This window comes from Microbacterium sp. I2, assembly GCF_051364985.1.
Classification (GTDB): domain Bacteria; phylum Actinomycetota; class Actinomycetes; order Actinomycetales; family Microbacteriaceae; genus Microbacterium.
Genome location: NZ_JBLWIH010000025.1, coordinates 59,994 through 76,706, shown reverse-complemented (window position 1 = coordinate 76,706; position 16,713 = coordinate 59,994). Strand labels below are relative to the sequence as shown.

Annotated in this window: 14 protein-coding genes; 9 read left to right on the top strand and 5 right to left on the bottom strand. The window is 69.2% G+C overall.

Annotated elements, in window-relative coordinates:
• Positions 1–85 precede the first annotated feature (85 nt).
• Positions 86–1,633 carry an MFS transporter gene (locus tag ACLKM7_RS18380; RefSeq protein WP_436448746.1) on the top strand — a complete coding sequence of 516 codons (1,548 nt, stop codon included), beginning with the start codon at positions 86–88 and terminating at the stop codon, positions 1,631–1,633.
• Between the two features lie 96 nt (positions 1,634–1,729).
• Here ACLKM7_RS18380 and ACLKM7_RS18375 read toward each other — a convergent pair whose 3' ends face one another.
• Positions 1,730–2,353 carry a TMEM175 family protein gene (locus tag ACLKM7_RS18375; protein WP_436448745.1) on the bottom strand — a complete coding sequence of 208 codons (624 nt, stop codon included), beginning with the start codon at positions 2,351–2,353 and terminating at the stop codon, positions 1,730–1,732.
• A gap of 63 nt (positions 2,354–2,416) precedes the next feature.
• Here ACLKM7_RS18375 and ACLKM7_RS18370 point away from each other — a divergent pair, with 63 nt between their 5' ends.
• Positions 2,417–3,523 (top strand): FAD-dependent oxidoreductase, encoded by a 1,107-nt coding sequence (locus ACLKM7_RS18370; protein ID WP_436448744.1) that lies wholly within the window; start codon positions 2,417–2,419, stop codon positions 3,521–3,523.
• A gap of 174 nt (positions 3,524–3,697) precedes the next feature.
• On the opposite strand, the gene guaB is transcribed toward ACLKM7_RS18370, so the two are convergent.
• A complete protein-coding gene (gene guaB / locus ACLKM7_RS18365; RefSeq protein ID WP_436448743.1) occupies positions 3,698–5,200 on the bottom strand; it encodes an IMP dehydrogenase in 1,503 nt (500 codons plus the stop codon).
• Between the two features lie 372 nt (positions 5,201–5,572).
• Between guaB and ACLKM7_RS18360 the strand changes: the two genes are divergently transcribed.
• From ACLKM7_RS18360 to ACLKM7_RS18345, 4 genes are all read left to right on the top strand, one after another.
• Positions 5,573–6,880, top strand: a complete 1,308-nt coding sequence (locus ACLKM7_RS18360; RefSeq protein WP_436448742.1) for a branched-chain amino acid ABC transporter permease — start codon at positions 5,573–5,575, stop codon at positions 6,878–6,880.
• Positions 6,881–6,888: 8 nt separating this feature from the next.
• Positions 6,889–7,869 (top strand): branched-chain amino acid ABC transporter permease, encoded by a 981-nt coding sequence (locus ACLKM7_RS18355; RefSeq protein WP_436448741.1) that lies wholly within the window; start codon positions 6,889–6,891, stop codon positions 7,867–7,869.
• 97 nt (positions 7,870–7,966) lie between these two features.
• A complete protein-coding gene (locus ACLKM7_RS18350; RefSeq protein WP_436448867.1) occupies positions 7,967–8,905 on the top strand; it encodes an ABC transporter ATP-binding protein in 939 nt (312 codons plus the stop codon).
• Positions 8,902–9,642 (top strand): ABC transporter ATP-binding protein, encoded by a 741-nt coding sequence (locus ACLKM7_RS18345; RefSeq protein WP_436448740.1) that lies wholly within the window; start codon positions 8,902–8,904, stop codon positions 9,640–9,642. The genes ACLKM7_RS18350 and ACLKM7_RS18345 overlap by 4 nt, the downstream gene beginning before the upstream one ends.
• 208 nt (positions 9,643–9,850) lie before the next feature.
• On the opposite strand, the gene ACLKM7_RS18340 is transcribed toward ACLKM7_RS18345, so the two are convergent.
• Entirely contained in the window at positions 9,851–11,131 is a 1,281-nt protein-coding gene (locus ACLKM7_RS18340) for an ABC transporter substrate-binding protein (RefSeq protein ID WP_436448739.1), read from the bottom strand.
• A 236-nt stretch (positions 11,132–11,367) separates the two neighbouring features.
• On the opposite strand from ACLKM7_RS18340, the gene ACLKM7_RS18335 reads away from it, so the two are divergent.
• Genes ACLKM7_RS18335 through ACLKM7_RS18325 form a run of 3 tightly spaced genes read left to right on the top strand, consistent with a single transcriptional unit; the run spans position 11,368 to position 14,443 of the window.
• Positions 11,368–11,577, top strand: coding sequence for a heavy-metal-associated domain-containing protein (locus ACLKM7_RS18335; RefSeq protein WP_436448738.1), 210 nt, complete (start codon positions 11,368–11,370; stop codon positions 11,575–11,577).
• Entirely contained in the window at positions 11,577–14,105 is a 2,529-nt protein-coding gene (locus ACLKM7_RS18330) for an HAD-IC family P-type ATPase (protein ID WP_436448737.1), read from the top strand. Before ACLKM7_RS18335 ends, ACLKM7_RS18330 begins: the two co-directional genes overlap by 1 nt.
• An 11-nt stretch (positions 14,106–14,116) precedes the next feature.
• Positions 14,117–14,443 carry a metal-sensitive transcriptional regulator gene (locus ACLKM7_RS18325; RefSeq protein WP_436448736.1) on the top strand — a complete coding sequence of 109 codons (327 nt, stop codon included), beginning with the start codon at positions 14,117–14,119 and terminating at the stop codon, positions 14,441–14,443.
• A 464-nt stretch (positions 14,444–14,907) separates the two neighbouring features.
• Here ACLKM7_RS18325 and rarD read toward each other — a convergent pair whose 3' ends face one another.
• Together rarD and groES are read right to left on the bottom strand one after the other, a co-directional pair.
• Positions 14,908–15,834 carry an EamA family transporter RarD gene (gene rarD / locus ACLKM7_RS18320; protein ID WP_436448866.1) on the bottom strand — a complete coding sequence of 309 codons (927 nt, stop codon included), beginning with the start codon at positions 15,832–15,834 and terminating at the stop codon, positions 14,908–14,910.
• Between the two features lie 192 nt (positions 15,835–16,026).
• Entirely contained in the window at positions 16,027–16,323 is a 297-nt protein-coding gene (gene groES / locus ACLKM7_RS18315; RefSeq protein WP_017203655.1) for a co-chaperone GroES, read from the bottom strand.
• Positions 16,324–16,713: the final 390 nt, after the last annotated feature.

The following is a 16,713-nucleotide window of genomic DNA, read 5'->3' as shown; positions in this document are numbered from 1 at the left end:
GTTATCAGCGAATGACTTGACTTTGTAATCAGTCGATTACTACATTTCTCTTCAGAAGTAATCATTCAATTACTACGGAGACCTCATGGCCCTCGATCCCCTCGCCACCGCCCCGACCGAGCAACGGGCACGGCCCCGTCGCGCTCGGCCGTTCGCGCTCGTCATCGCCGCGGCATCCCTTCCGATGTTCATGGCCACCCTCGACAACCTCGTCATGACCAACGCGCTCCCCGTGCTGCATCGCGAGATGGGTGCGAGCGTCGAGCAGCTGCAGTGGTTCGTCAATGCGTACACGCTGGCGTTCGCCGGCGCGATCCTGATCGCCTCCGCTCTCGGCGATCGCTTCGGCCGGCGGACGGTGTTCGCGATCGGCATCGCGGTGTTCGGCATCGGCTCGGTGTTCGCCGCGCTCAGCACGGATCCCGGCCAGCTCATCGCCGCCCGCGCGCTGCAGGGATTCGGCGGCGCGGCGGTCATGCCGCTGTCGCTCGCGCTGCTGAGCGGCGCGGTGCCTCAGACCCGGCGAGCGCTCGCGATCGGCATCTGGGGCGGTGTCTCGGGGCTCGGCGTCGCCGTCGGACCGCTCGTCGGCGGAGCGATCATGGAGGGCTGGAACTGGCAGGCGATCTTCTGGATCAACGTGCCTGTCGCGATCGTCGCGATCCCGCTGGCGCTACTGGTGCTGCGCAACGACTTCGGTGCGCGAGCTCGCATCGACGTGCCGGGCGCGGTGCTCGCAGCGGCGGGTGTGCTCGCCCTCGTGCACGCCGTCGTGCGCGGCAACGACGACGGCTGGGACTCGATCGGCGTGATCGGCGAGATCGCCCTCGGCGCCGTGCTGCTCGGGATCTTCTTCGCGTGGCAGGCCCGCGCGAAGGCTCCGCTGGTGCCGCTGCGCCTGTTTCGCGACCGCTCGTTCTCGGTGACGAACATCATCGGATTCGCGTTCAGCTTCGGCACGTTCGGCGCGGTGTTCATCCTCATCCAGTATCTGCAGGTGGTGCAGGGATCATCGCCGCTCGAGGCGGCCCTGCAGACCACGCCGTGGACCCTCGCCCCGATGGTGGTCGCCCCGATCGCGGGGATGCTGGCGCCCCGTGTCGGTACACGCGTGCTCATGGTGCTGGGCCTCGGCCTGCAGGCGGCGGCACTCACCTGGATCGGTCTCGTCATGTCGACCGACCTCGACTATCCCGCGCTCATCGCGCCGTTCATCATGGCGGGCGTCGGCATGGCCCTCGTCTTCGCGCCGTCGGCGACGGCGCTGCTGGCCACGCTCGGACTGCTCGATCATGCGAAGGCCTCGGGCGTGAACTCGACGGTCCGAGAACTGGGCGTCGCGCTCGGCACCGCCGTCATGACCGCGATCTTCGTCAGCGCCGGGGGCGAACTGCTGCCCGACCTCTACGTCGACGCGGCGCGACCGGCCGTGCTCACCGGCGCGGGCGTGCTCCTCGCCGCGACGATCACGGCGCTGTGGCTTCCCGCGGGGCGCTCGGCGACGAGCGTCCCCACGCCCACTCCACGCGCCGCTGGTGCGTCGAGCGGAGCCTCCGGGCGCGTGGGCCCAGCCCCGGCGCCGGCCGACGCGGAAGCCCCGGCTGCGGCATCCGACCTCGCCGGGGTCCGCTGATCCCGGGTCGCTGATCCGCGCTCCCCGGCCCCGCCGGTCCCTTCGCGTCGTGAGCCACGACGCGGAGGGGTCGCGGCGTCGGGCATCACTGCGGCGTCAGTCGCTCTTGCCGCCGAGAGCACGGGTGAGGACGCCGTCCAGAAGGAACAGCAGGAACGCCGCCGATCCGATCCACGGCGACAGCGCCACCACCACGCCGCCGATGATGAGTGCGCTCAGCGACGCACGGCCATAGCCGACGGCCTGCTCCTCGGTCAGATCGGGGAGCATGACGTCGCGGCGATGCACCGCCCACTGCCATTGCACCCAGCCGAACAGGATCGCGAAGAAGAACGTCACCGGCATCGCCATCCGACCCGCGAAGTACTCCTGGTACTCGGTGATCAGGCCGGTGGCGAAGGGCACGAGCACGACGAAGAGCAGCCGGCCGTTGTTGAGCCAGATGAGCACCGAATCCGCCCTGGCGACGTGCTCGAACTGCTGCACATGCACCATCCACAGCAGACACAGCAGCACGAAGCTCAGCACGAAGTTCAGCAGCAGCTCCCCCATGCCGGCGAGCGCGTCCCACATCTCGGCATCGCTGGTGACCTTGCCGATGGAGTGGGTGGTCAGGTCGAGCACCAGCAGCGTCGCCGCGATGGCGAACACGCCGTCGGTGAACGCTTCGAGCCTGACCGTGCGCTGCGTCGCCGCCGGATGCCGCCGCTGTCTGATCACGGGATCAGGGTAGCGGCGGGTGGGCGCGCTCCGGAGCTTCCGACCCGCTGGAAAGATGGGGCCATGATCGAACGCGTCCCGTACCTCGTGATCGGCGCCGGTGCCATGGGCCTTGCCACGACGTGGCAGCTCGCCCGCCGCGGGCACCGGGTGCTCACACTCGAGCGGTTCGAGCAAGGTCACGCGCGCGGAGCTTCGCACGGCGCGACCCGCAACTTCAACAACGCCTACGCCGCCGAGCACTACCTGGACCTGCTGACGCTCGCTCGCATCGAGTGGGACGAGCTCGCCCGCACCACCGGCGAACCGCTGCTCCGGCTGCACGGACTGGTGACGCACGGAGACCCGGCAGTGATCGACGGAGTCCACGCCGCGCTGACGGCGAGGAGCGAGCGGGCCGAGGTGCTCTCGGCGACCGAGGCCGGCCGGCGCTGGAGTGGCATGCGATTCGACGGCGACGCCCTGTTCGCCCCCGACGCCGGGGTGGTGCGAGCTGCCGCCGCGCTCGAGGCGCTCGAGCGCGGCGCGCGAGGTCACAGGGCCGACATCCGCTACAGGCACGCCGTCACCGCGCTCGAGGAGCGGCCCGACGGCGTCGCCGTGACGGTCCGCGCGGGCGATGCGAGCACCGAGATCGTGGCCGACATCGTGGTGGTCACCGCCGGGGCGTGGACCTCCGGCATCCTTCCCCCGTCCTTCCCGCTGCCCCGGCTGACCGTGACGGAAGAGAGCCCGGCGCACTTCACGCCGTTGCGCGCCGCAGCCGAGTGGCCGTCGTTCAACCACTTCGTCGACCCCGATCGCCACATCGGCAATGTGTACGGCATGCCGACGCCGGGCGAGGGCGTCAAGGTGGGGCTGCACCTGGTCGGGCCCGTCGTCGACCCCGACGCGCGGACCTTCCAGCCCGTGCCTGCGCTCGCTGAGCGCCTTCGCGAGTACGTGAGCGAGTGGATGCCGGGGCTCGATGCCGACTCCGCGGTCCCGATCAGCTGCACCTACACCTCGACCGACACCGAGGACTTCGTGCTCGACCGGCGAGGCCGCATCGTCGTCGGCGCCGGCTTCTCGGGCCACGGCTTCAAGTTCACACCGGCCGTCGGTGCGGTGCTGGCCGGCCTCGCCGTCGACGACACCGCGCGCGCCGCAGCGCCCTTCCGCCTGACCTGACGCACAGGCGAAGCGAGACGGCCGCGGTCGCCGCATCTCAGAACACGCGGTATCGCGTGGAGGTACTCGCACGAACCATGACGCGCGCGGCCATGCCCGGCCCGGCGACACAGAGAACGGATGCCGCGGCCCGCGCTCGCGCGCCGGGTTGCGGCATCCGTTCCTGTCGCTGGATCAGCGCTTGTAGTTGGGGGCCTCGACGACGATCTGCACGTCGTGGGGGTGCGACTCCTTCAGGCCCGCGGCGGTGATGCGCACGAACTTGCCCTTGGCCTTGAGCTCTTCGATGGTGCGCGCGCCGACGTAGAACATCGACTGGCGAAGACCGCCGACCAGCTGATACGCCACGGCCGAGACGGGGCCGCGGTAGGCGACCTGGCCCTCGATGCCCTCGGGGATGAGCTTGTCGTCGCTGGGGACGTCGGCCTGGAAGTAGCGGTCCTTCGAGTACGAGGTCTTCTTGCCGCGCGTCTGCATCGCGCCCAGCGAACCCATGCCGCGGTACTGCTTGAACTGCTTGCCGCCCTGGAAGACGATCTCGCCCGGCGACTCGTCGGTGCCGGCGAGGAGCGAGCCGATCATGACGGTGTCGGCGCCCGCGACCAGGGCCTTGGCGATGTCGCCCGAGTACTGCAGGCCGCCGTCGGCGATCACAGGGACTCCCGCTTCGCGCGCGGCGAGGGATGCCTCGTACACGGCCGTGACCTGGGGAACGCCCACACCGGCCACGACACGCGTCGTGCAGATCGAGCCGGGGCCGACGCCGACCTTCACGGCGTCGACGCCCGCGTCGATGAGTGCCTGCGCACCCTCGCGAGTGGCGACGTTGCCGCCGATGACGTCGATGTGGTCGAAGCTCGAGTCGGCCTTGAGACGGCGGACGAGGTCGATGACGCCGGCGGACTGACCGTTCGCGGTGTCGACGACGAGGACGTCGACGCCCGCATCGCGCAGCGCCTCGGCGCGCTGCCACGCGTCGCCGAAGAAGCCGATGGCCGCGCCGACGCGCAGGCGGCCCTGCTCGTCCTTCGTGGCGAGCGGGTACTTCTCGCTCTTGTCGAAGTCCTTGATGGTGATGAGCCCCGCGAGCTTGCCGTCGTCGTCGATGAGCGGCAGCTTCTCGACCCGGTGATGCGCGAACAGCGCGATGACCTCGCCGGCGCTGATGCCCACGCGGCCGGTGACCAGGTTCTCGCTGGTCATCACGTCGCGCACCTTCGTGGTCTGGCGCTCGAAGCCCGACACGAAGCGCATGTCCCGGTTGGTGACGATGCCGACGAGGCGCCCCTCCTCGTCGATGACCGGCAGGCCCGAGATGCGGTAGGTGGCGCAGAGGTTGTCGACCTCTTCGATCGTGGCATCCGGTGTCGTCGTGATCGGGTCGGTGATCATGCCGGACTCGCTGCGCTTGACCCGGTCGACCATCGACGCCTGCTCTTCGATCGCGAGGTTGCGATGGATGATGCCCAGCCCGCCCTCGCGGGCGATGGCGATCGCCAGGCGGGCCTCGGTGACGGTGTCCATCGCGCTCGAGATGAGCGGCGTCGCGACGGTGATGCGCCGCGTGACGCGCGACGACGTGTCGGCCTCACTGGGGATCACGTCGGTGTGCCCGGGCAGCAGCAGCACGTCGTCGTAGGTCAGTCCGACGAAGCCGAAGGGGTCGTTGTGCTCCATGGGGTCTCCTGCGCGCGCGGCGCGTTGCTCGAGATGGACGGCGGCGGCCGGTGCGCTTATGACGCTCCGTACTCGATTCTAAGCGCGCGAAGACGCCGTTTGTTCCCGCGCGTGGCACCCGCGCACGCGAGGAGCGGAACCGGAACGGATGCTCCGCGCGCCCCTCCGCCCGCCGCTTCGCGCCGCGGAGCCGCGGGGTATCCGGGCCCACGGCGCGAGGCATCCCGTTGCGAATCCATCACGTATCCACAGGGTGTCGTAGGCGAAACACCGGCGACACATTACAGTCGTACCGTCGTTCATCACGGCCGATGCGACCCGAGCTTCGGTGTACGTGTCGTGCGAACTGGAGGTTCTGTGGGTCCTGCGACTGTGACCACGAGACGCATCGCCGGAAGGCGCGCCACCGCTGCGCTTTTCGGGCTGCTGCTCATCCTGCTCGGGCTGTTCGCCACCGCGACACCCGCACTGGCAGACGAAGACGATCCCTACCGCATCAGCGGCAACGTGCAGCTCGACGGTGAGCCGCTCGAAGGGGTCGTCCTGACGATCGACGGTCCCGGGGGTGAGCAGGAAGTCGAGACGGATGCCGAGGGGCAGTGGCGCGTCGGAGTCCCCGAGCGCGGCGAGACCTACGTCATCACCCTCGACGAAGACACCCTCCCCGAGGGCATCGCCGTCGTCGATCCCGAGGACGACACCCCGAACGTCAAGGAAGTCGAGATGAGCCAAGGCGGCCGCGTCTCGGTGAACTTCTTCATCGGCGAGGGTGAGCGCAACGTCACGAGCTTCTTCGACCAGCTCGTGCAGCGGATCGTCCAGGGCCTCAGCTTCGGCCTGATGCTCGCACTCGCCGCGATCGGCCTGTCGCTGGTCTACGGCACGACCGGCATCTCGAACTTCGCGCACGGCGAGATGGTGACCTTCGGCGCCATCGCCGCGCTCTTCCTGGTCGGCCCCGCGAGCCTCGCGCTGCCGTGGTGGCTGGGATACCCCATCGCGGTGATCCTGAGCGCGGTCTTCGGGCTCGTCCTCGACATGATCCTGTGGAGACCGCTGCGCCGAAGGCGCGTCGGAGTCGTTCAGCTCATGATCGTCAGCATCGGGCTCTCGCTCGCCCTGCGCTACACGTTCCAGCTGTTCATCGGCGGTGGCACGCTGCAGCTCCCGTTCTCGTCCCAGGAGAAGCTCCCCCTCTTCGGCGTGGTGCAGCTCAGCATCATCGACATGGCCTCGCTCGCGATCTCGATCCTCGTGATCGTCGCCTTCGCGCTGTGGCTGACCCGCTCGCGGCTGGGCAAGGCCACACGCGCCATCTCCGACAATCCCTCTCTCGCGGCGGCGTCGGGCATCGACGTCGACGCCGTGGTGCGAGTCGTCTGGATCGTCGCGGGCGGTCTCGCCGGCCTCGCCGGCATCCTGTACGCGTACTACCGTCCCGGCATCAAGTGGGACATGGGCGCCCAGATCCTGCTGCTCATGTTCGCCGCGGTCGTGCTCGGCGGTCTGGGAACCGCATACGGCGCGCTCGTCGGCGCGATCATCGTGGGTCTGCTCGTCGAGGTGTCGAGCCTGTGGATCCCGGCCGACCTCAAGTACGCGAGCGCCCTGTTCATCCTCATCGTCATCCTGTTGTTCCGCCCACAGGGAATCCTCGGACGACGCGAGCGGATCGGTTAGGACCACCCATGGACTGGATTCAGATTCTCTCGAACACCGCCTCGTCGATCCTCAGCCCGGCGACGATCGGGTACGCGCTGGCCGCGCTCGGCCTGGCCGTGCACTTCGGCTACGCGGGCCTGATCAACATGGGCATCGCCGGCTTCATGGCGATCGGCGCCTACGGCTACGCCATCTCCATCCTCAGCTTCGGACTCCCCTGGTGGGCCGGCGCTCTGGTGGGACTGGTCGGAGCCGCGATCTTCGCCCTGATCCTCGGTATTCCCACCCTCCGTCTGCGGGGTGACTACCTCGCCATCGTGACCATCGCGGCCGCAGAGGTGGTGCGCCTGCTGTTCCTGACGACCGCGTTCGACTCGGTGACGGGCTCGGCCGACGGGCTGAGCGGGTATCACGGCAGCTTCCGCGATTCCAACCCGATTCCCCAGGGCGAGTACGGCTTCGGTCCGTGGGTGTACAACGAGACCGGCTGGTGGGTCCGCATCATGGGCCTGGTCACGCTCGGCATCGCCGCCCTCGTGGTGTGGATGCTCACGCGCAGCCCGTGGGGACGCAACCTGAAGGGCATCCGCGAGGACGAGGACGCCGTGCGCTCGCTCGGCAAGAACGTGTTCGCCTACAAGATGCAGGCCCTCGTGCTCGGCGGCGTCCTCGCCGCCGCGGGCGGCATCGTCTACGCGCTGCCGTCGGCGGTGAGCCCCGGCGTGTACGTCACGTCGCTGACGTTCTTCGTGTGGACCGCCCTCCTTCTCGGTGGCGCCGCGACGGTCTTCGGTCCGCTGCTGGGCTCGCTCATCTTCTGGGCGCTGCAGACGTTCCTCGCGAACGTGCTGCCGGCGATGGCTTCGGCCGGCTGGCTCCCGGGCCTGAACCAGATCCAGGCCGGAACGCTGCGGTTCATCCTCGTCGGCGTCGCGCTCATGCTGCTCGTGATCTTCATGCCGCAGGGCATCCTCGGCAACAAGAAGGAGCTGACCTTTGTCCGATAACAGCACTCCCGGCAACGGCATCCCCGACGACGGCATCCCCTCCGAGGCCGCGCCCGCCACCGGCTCGGCGCCTGTCGCCCGCGCCAAGACGACCGGGCTGCACGTGGGCGAGGCGGTGCCCGGCGTCGCGAAGGTCGACCCGATCATCGTCGCCGACCGCGTCCGCCGCACCTTCGGCGGCGTGACAGCGGTCGACGTCGAGCACGTCGAGATCCCGCGTGGCGCGATCACCGCCCTCATCGGCCCGAACGGCGCCGGCAAGACCACGCTGTTCAACCTGCTGACCGGATTCGACCAGCCCGATCAGGGCACGTGGTCGTTCGAGGGCAAGTCGCTCTCGGGCGTCCCCGCCTACAAGGTGGCCCGCCGCGGACTGGTGCGCACCTTCCAGCTGACCAAGGCGCTGGGCCTGCTCACCGTCATGGAGAACATGAAGCTGGGCGCGCAGAATCAGCGCGGCGAGAAGTTCTGGGCCGGCATGATCCCCGCACTGTGGCGCTCGCAGGATGCCGAGATCGAGGACCGCGCGATGGTCCTGCTGCAGAAGTTCAAGCTCGACGCCAAGGCCGACGACTTCGCCGCGAGCCTGTCGGGCGGCCAGCGCAAGCTCCTCGAGATGGCGCGGTCGCTCATGACCGATCCGACCCTCGTGATGCTCGACGAGCCGATGGCCGGCGTCAACCCGGCGCTGACCCAGTCGCTCCTCGACAAGATCCTCGACCTCAAGGACGAGGGCATGACCGTCCTGTTCGTCGAGCACGACATGCACATGGTGCGCCACATCGCGGACTGGGTGATCGTGATGGCCGAGGGCCGCATCGTCGCCGAGGGCGACCCGGCGACGGTCATGAAGGATCCCGCCGTCATCGACGCGTACCTCGGTGCCCACCAGGATCTCGATCTCGGTGTCGTCACCGGGCGCATCGACGTCGTCGAAGCCGACCCGACGACGGATGCTGCGGCCTCCGCCGCCGCATCCGCCACGGTCCTCGTCGATGAGGGCATCGCCGAAGAGGAACAGGAGGACCGCACATGACCGCTCCCACCGCGACGGGAACGCCCGTCGTCGTCATCGACGAGGTGCACGCCGGTTATCTGCCGGGCGTCAACATCCTCAACGGCTGCAGCCTCGTCGCCGAGCAGGGCGAGCTCATCGGCATCATCGGCCCGAACGGCGCCGGCAAGTCGACGCTGCTCAAGGCGATCTTCGGCCAGGTGAACATCCGCAGCGGCTCGATCTCGCTCGAGGGCGAAGACATCACCGGCCTGCGGGCGAACAAGCTCGTGGCGCGGGGCGTGGGCTTCATCCCGCAGAACAACAACGTCTTCCCCAGCCTCACGATCGAGGAGAACCTGCAGATGGGGCTGTATCAGCGGCCCGGCATCTACAAGGAGCGCCTCGAATTCGTCACCGGCATCTTCTCCGAGCTGGGCAAGCGCCTCAAGCAGCGCGCCGGCTCTCTGTCGGGCGGTGAGCGCCAGATGGTCGCCATGAGCCGCGCGCTCATGATGGATCCCAAGGTTCTGCTGCTCGACGAGCCGTCGGCCGGCCTCTCCCCGGTCCGGCAGGACGAGGCGTTCATCCGCGTCTCCGAGATCAACAAGGCCGGGGTGACGTGCATCATGGTCGAGCAGAACGCGCGTCGCTGCCTGCAGATCTGCGACCGCGGCTACGTCCTCGACCAGGGCCGCGACGCCTACACGGGCACCGGGCGCGAGCTGCTGAACGACCCCAAGGTCACCGAGCTGTACCTCGGCACGCTCGGCACCTGACCCGCCGACCTCGGACTGAGCGGGGGCCGGATGCCACAGCATCCGGCCCCCACTTCGTCGTAGGCGGCAGCCTCTCTCCGCGCGAGAATCCACCTGGCGGAGGTTGGATTCTCGCGGGGTTGCTGCGCAGGGGAAGGGCATGGATCCCCGGGCAGCGCACGCGAAACGGCCCCGGGTCCAGGACCCGGGGCCGTCGCGTCAGAGAGGATCAGCCCTCGTACGGACCGTACGTGTTGTCCTCGCCGAACTGGTAGATGCCGATCGTCGCCTCGGTCGGGTCGCCGACCTCGTCGAACGTGATCGGGCCCGACACGCCGTCGTAGTCGGCGGTGCCACCGCCTACGATGATCGCGGCGCAGCCGGCGTACGACTCGCACTTCTCACCGTCGCCGGAGCCGCCCGAGACCTCGATCAGCTTCTCGGCCATTGCGGCCGAGTCGGTCGAGCCCGCGGCGAGTGCCGCGAGGGCGAGGAGGATGGTCGCGTCGTACGACTCGGCCGCGTAGGTGTACTCCGTCAGCGGATCCATGCCCTCGGCCTCGACGAACTCGTCGAGCGCGTCGGTGAAGTCCGTGATGGCGTCCAGCGACAGACCCGGGAACGTGCCCTTCGCGCCGGTGAGCGAGCCCGGCGGGAAATCCTCGCCGAAGTTGGCCAGGTTGCCGTCGACGAAGTACAGGTCTTCAGCGGGGAACTGACCGAACAGGCTCGGGAGGATCGTCGTGACCTCTTCGAACGTGATCAGTGCGATCGCGTCGGGGTCGGCCGCGAGGACCTCCGAGATCTGCGCGTCGAAGCTCGTGTCACCGGTGTTGTAGGTGGGCTGAGCGACGACCTCGCCGCCGGCCGCCTCGAACGCCTCGGTGACGTACTTGGCCAGACCGGTGCCGTACGAGTCGTTCAGCACGATCATGCCGAGCGTCTGGTGGCCGTCCTCGGCGATCAGGTTGCCGAGCACGTCGCCCTGCAGCACGTCCGACGGCGCGGTACGGAAGTAGAGCCCGTTGTCGTCGTAGGTCGTGAACGCGTCGGAGGTGTTGGCCGGCGAGAACTGGATGACTCCCGCGCCCGTGACCTGGTCGATGAACTGCAGCGACGTGCCCGACGACGCAGCGCCGATGATGGCGGAGACGCCCTCACCCAGCAGACGCGGGATCTCGGCCTCGTACGCCTTGTTGTCGGTGTCGCCCGAGTCGCCGAACACGACATCCACGTCGAGTCCGGTGTCGGCGGTGACCTCGTTGATCTGTGCCATCGCGTAGGCGACGCCGGCTTCCTCGGGCGGTCCGAGGAACGCGAGGTTACCGGTCTGCGGCAGGGCGGTGCCGAGCGTGAGGCTCAGCTCCTCGGTCGGACCGGCATTCTCGGTCGGCTCTTCGGTGCCACCGGTGCCCCCACCGGCACAGCCGGCGAGGACGAGGGCGCTGGCGCCGACGAGCGCGAGACCGCCGAGGACGGTGGTCTTGCGCGAGCGGGTGAAGACGCTCATGTTGCTCCTTGCTGTGGTGTGTACGCGGATCGGCTCGGGAACCGACCTCAATGACCTAAACCTAACCGCGGCAGGCACCCGCGTGTGTTGCTCTTCGTTAACGGTTTGTAACGCCGCAGGACCGGGGATTTCGGTGCGAATTCGTCCACACCGACGACGCATACCCCTCGTGGGTATAAACTCGATCGTGTCGTACCCCCAAGGGGTATCCACGATCCGGAAGAAGGAGTCCACCTATGGCTGAGTTCGAGTACACCGTGACCGGCATGACCTGCGGGCACTGCGAAGCGTCGGTGCGCGGCGAGGTGTCGAAGATCGAGGGCGTCCAGGACGTGCGCGTGAGCGCGGCATCCGGTTCCCTCACCATCGTCGCCTCGGGTGAGGTCGCCGACGACGCCGTCCTCGCCGCCGTCGACGAGGCCGGCTACAGCGCGGTCCGCGCCTGATGGTGACCTCGGCCCCGTCCGCCCGGGTCGAACTCGAGATCGGCGGCATGACGTGCGCCTCGTGCGCCGCACGGATCGAGAAGCGCCTGAACCGGCTGGACGGGGTCGAGGCATCCGTCAACTACGCCACCGAGAAGGCGGTCGTCCACGCGCCGGCCAGCTTCGACCCGCAGACGCTCATCGACGAGGTCGTGAAGACCGGTTACACGGCAGCACTCCCCCAGCCTCCCGCCGCGGATGCGGAGCACGCACCGGCGCATGACTCCGAGCTGACGGGGCTGCGCCAGCGGCTCATCGGCTCGATCGTGCTGTCGGTGCCGGTGATCCTCCTCGCGATGATCCCGGCGCTGCAGTTCACGTACTGGCAGTGGGCCTCGCTGGCCCTCGCCGCGCCGGTCGTGGTGTGGGGCGCCTGGCCGTTCCACCGCGCGGCCTGGGTGAATCTGCGCCACGGCGCCGCCACCATGGACACGCTCATCTCGCTCGGTGTGTCGGCGGCGTTCCTGTGGTCGCTGTATGCGCTCTTCCTCGGAACCGCCGGGATGCCGGGCATGACGCACGGCTACGAATGGCCGGTGCTGCTCGGTGGCACCGCGCAGCCGGGCGACGGAGCCGGAGCCATCTACCTCGAGGTCGCCGCGGGCGTGACGACCTTCGTGCTGGCCGGCCGCTACTTCGAGGTGCGCGCGAAGCGCCGGGCAGGAGCCGCGCTGCGGGCGCTGCTCGCGATCGGCGCGAAGGACGTCGCCGTGCTGCGCCCCGTGCCCGGCGGCGGGGTCGTCGAGACCCGCGTGGCGATCGCGGACCTGCGCGTGGGCGAGGAGTTCGTGGTGCGCCCGGGTGAGAAGATCGCCACCGACGGAGTCGTGGTCTCGGGCACCTCCGCCGTCGACGCCTCGATGATCACCGGAGAGTCGGTGCCCGTCGAGGTCGCGCCCGGCGATGCGGTCGTGGGAGCGACCGTCAACGCCGGAGGCCGGCTCGTGGTCCGCGCGACCCGTGTCGGCGACGACACGCAGCTGGCGCAGATGGCGCGGCTCGTCGAAGAGGCGCAGTCCGGCAAGGCCAAGGTTCAGCGCCTGGCCGACCGCATCTCGGGCATCTTCGTGCCCATCGTGCTGGTCATCGCAGTCGGCACGCTCGCCGCATGGCTGCTGGCCGGGGCATCCGCTCCCCTCGCCTTCACCGCCGCGGTCGCCGTGCTCATCATCGCCTGCCCGTGCGCGCTCGGCCTCGCCACCCCGACTGCCCTGCTCGTCGGCACCGGGCGCGGGGCCCAGCTCGGCATCCTGATCAAGGGTCCCGAGGTGCTCGAGTCGACGCGCGCCGTCGACACCGTCGTGCTCGACAAGACCGGCACCGTGACCACCGGCCGCATGGCGCTGGTCGACGTGGTCCTCGCGCGCGGCGACGACGCCGCCGTGCCGGGCGGAGAAACCGTTCCCGGGCGGAGCATCGGCTCCGAATCCTCCGCCGCCCGCGCGGATCTCCACCAGGCGGACGCCCGAGAGGCAGCGGATCTCCGCCGGGCGGAGGCCGGGACGGCTGCGGATCTCCGCCAGGCGGACGCCCGGGAGGCAGCGGATCTCCGCCAGGCGGACGCCGGGACGGCAGCGGATCTCCGCCGGGCGGAGGCCGGGCTCACGACGGATGCCGGAGCACCCGCCCGCACCGAACTCCTCCGTCTCGCCGGGGCCCTCGAGCACGCGTCCGAGCACCCGATCGCGCAGGCGATCGCACGGGCCGCCGCCACCGAGACCGGGCCGCTGCCCGACGTGGAGTCGTTCCAGAACGTGCCCGGCAAGGGCGTGTCGGGCGTCGTCGAGGGGCACGCCGTGCTCGTCGGGCGCGAGGCGCTCCTGGCGGACTGGGCACTGACCCTGCCGTCGCCGCTGGCCGACGCGAAGGCGCAGGCCGAGGCATCCGGCCGCACCGCGGTGCTCGTCGCGTGGGACGGAGAGGTCCGCGGACTCCTCGTGGTCGCCGACCAGGTCAAGCCGACCAGCCGCGAGGCGGTCGCCCGGCTGCGCGCGCTCGGCCTCGAGCCTGTGCTGCTCACCGGCGACAACGCCGCGGTCGCGCGCGCGATCGCCGACGAGGTGGGCATCGAACGGGTCACCGCCGAGGTGCTGCCGCAAGACAAGGTCGCCGTGATCACCGCCCTGCAGGCGGAGGGCCGCGTCGTGGCCATGGTCGGCGATGGCGTGAACGATGCCGCCGCTCTCGCGCAGGCCGACCTGGGCCTCGCGATGGGAACGGGAACGGATGCCGCGATCGAGGCCTCCGACATCACCCTCGTCCGCGGCGACCTGCGCAGTGCCGCCGACGCGATCCGCCTGTCGCGCACGACGTTCCGCACGATCCGCGTCAATCTGTTCTGGGCGTTCGCGTATAACGTGGCGGCGATCCCTCTCGCCGCGCTGGGATTGCTCAGCCCCATGATCGCCGGCGCGGCGATGGCACTTTCCAGCGTCTTCGTGGTGGGCAACAGCCTGCGACTGCGCCGTTTCCGATCCCTCTCACAGTGAAGGACTCTCCGATGACCGACATCGCGACCCACGACCACAGCCAGACCGACGCCGACAGCCACCACGGGTACATCACCGACAAGGACAAGTACCTCAATCGCATGAAGAGGATCGAGGGTCAGGCCCGCGGCATCCACAAGATGGTCGAGGACGAGAAGTACTGCATCGACATCCTGACGCAGATCAGCGCGCTCACCTCCGCCCTCGAGGCCGTCGCCGTCGGACTGCTCGACGACCATCTGCGCCACTGCGTGGTCGACGCCGCACGCCTGGGAGGCGCCGAGGCCGACGCGAAGATCACCGAGGCCACGCAGGCCATCGCCCGCCTCGTCCGCTGAGGGGCGCGGCCGGTGCGCCGCGCCTGCCCGGGGCGGCCGCTCGGGGCTGTTCCGGCCGCGGCGTTGAGAAACCACATGTCGGTTGAGACACCACGCAGAGGTTGAGAAACCACGACTCGCGGGATGCCTCAACCTACGCGCGGTTTCTCAACCTCAAGCACGTCGCGCCGCCGCACCGCCGCCTGCCCCGCATAAGCACCACCCGCCCTACAAGCGCGGCTGCACCGTACAGGCGCGGCGCGCGCAGGTCGCGCAGCACGCGGACTGTTCGGGGCGTGCGCAGGGCGCCGCCCTGAGAAACCACATGTCGGTTCAGACACCACGCAGAGGTTGAGAAACCACGACTCGCGCGATGCCTCAACCTACGCGCGGTTTCTCAACCTCAAGCACGTCGCGCCGCACCAGCGCCCCACGCCCGCGCCCGGCGCCCCATGCCCGCGCCGAACCGCACCCGGTGGCGGGGGTCAGGATGCTGCGGCCACCCGCGTCCGCCGCGCGTGGACCACCGAGTCCACCGTGAGAACGGTGAGCGCGACCCACACCAGCGCGAACCCGATCCAGCGCTCGACCGGCATCGGCTCGCCGAGCACCCACGCACCGATGATGAACTGCAGGATCGGCGCCACGAACTGCAGCAGGCCGATCACGGTGAGCGACACGCGGCGCGCGCCGGCCGCGAAGAACAGCAGCGGCACCGCCGTGATGACGCCCGCCAGGCTCAGCAGCACGGCGTGGCCCCAGCCGCTCGCACCCATCGTGATGCCCGTGGACGTGCCGACGACGACCAGGATGATCACGGCGATCGGCATGAGCCACAGCGACTCGAGCGTCAGGCCGCTGACAGCATCCACCGATGGTCCGACGCGCTTCTTGACCAGCCCGTACAGGCTGAAGCTCGCCGCCAGGGTCAGCGCGATCCACGGGAACGACCTGTACCCGACGATGATCACGATGACGGCGACGGCGGCGATGCCGATCGCGACCCACTGCGTGACGCGCAGCCGCTCGCGCAGCACGAGCACCGCCAGCAGCACCGTCGCGATCGGGTTGATGAAGTACCCGAGGCTGGTCTCGATGACGTTCTCGTTGAGCGCCCCGAACATGAAGACCTGCCAGTTCACGTAGATCAGCAGGCCGGCGATCACGGTCAGCCCCAGCACGCGCGGCTGCCGGAAGATCGCGGCGAGCCGCCCCCACGTGCGCGTCACGGTCAGCAGCAGTGCGCAGAAGACCAGCGAGAGAACGATGCGCCACGCGACCAGCTCGAACGGTCCGGTCGGCGCGAGCAGCACGAAGTACAGCGGCAGGAACCCCCACAGGAAGTACGCCGAGAACGCGTACACCCCGCCGAGACTGCGCTCGCGAGAGAGATCGGCGGATGCCGGGGGCAACGCCACCCCGGCTGTCGACGCCGCGGACTCGGCCAGTTCGTCGGTGTCACCTCCGGCGGGGCTCTCGGAGGGTTCGCGGTTCACCACCTCAGCCTAATGAGCGCCGCCGACGCCGGGTCGCCGTTCCCGGGGAATGCGAGAGGGCCGGATGCCACGGCATCCGGCCCTCTCGAAGCTGCGCTGTGCGCGGGGTCAGCGAACGACGACCGCCAGGACGTCGCGGGCCGAGAGCACGAGGAACTCGTCGGCGCCGAACTTGACCTCGGTCCCGCCGTACTTGCTGTAGAGCACGCGGTCGCCGACGGCGACGTCCAGCGGGACGCGGTTGCCGTTGTCATCGATGCGGCCGGGGCCGACGGCGACGACTTCGCCCTCCTGGGGCTTCTCCTTGGCAGTGTCGGGGATGACGAGGCCACTTGCGGTGGTCTGCTCGGCCTCGACCTGCTTGATGACGATGCGGTCCTCGAGCGGCTTGATGGAAACCGACACGGTCTACCTCTTCTTTCCTTGAGACTGAAGACTCGTTAGCACCCGCACAGTGAGAGTGCTAACGCCAAGTGTAGGCACGTGATTGGCACTCGTGCAACGTGAGTGCCAATTCGTGACGTCCCGATGATTCCAAGATGAGAATCCGAGCATTCGGCACTGAGCCCTGTACCCGCGCGTGATGCGGATGTATCATCACAGCACCGCGTGCCTCTACCACTGGGAATGGTGGGCCGCGGCGCGAGATCGGGGGAACTCGCCACTAGTGAGCTGGGGGCAGTCTTCATGGGTGGGTCATATTTTCTTGCTGTCGACGTGGGAACGAGCCGCGTAGGGGCAGCTACTGCGAGACTGAGCGCGGATGGCAGCATCACCGCGGCACCGTTCGCACTG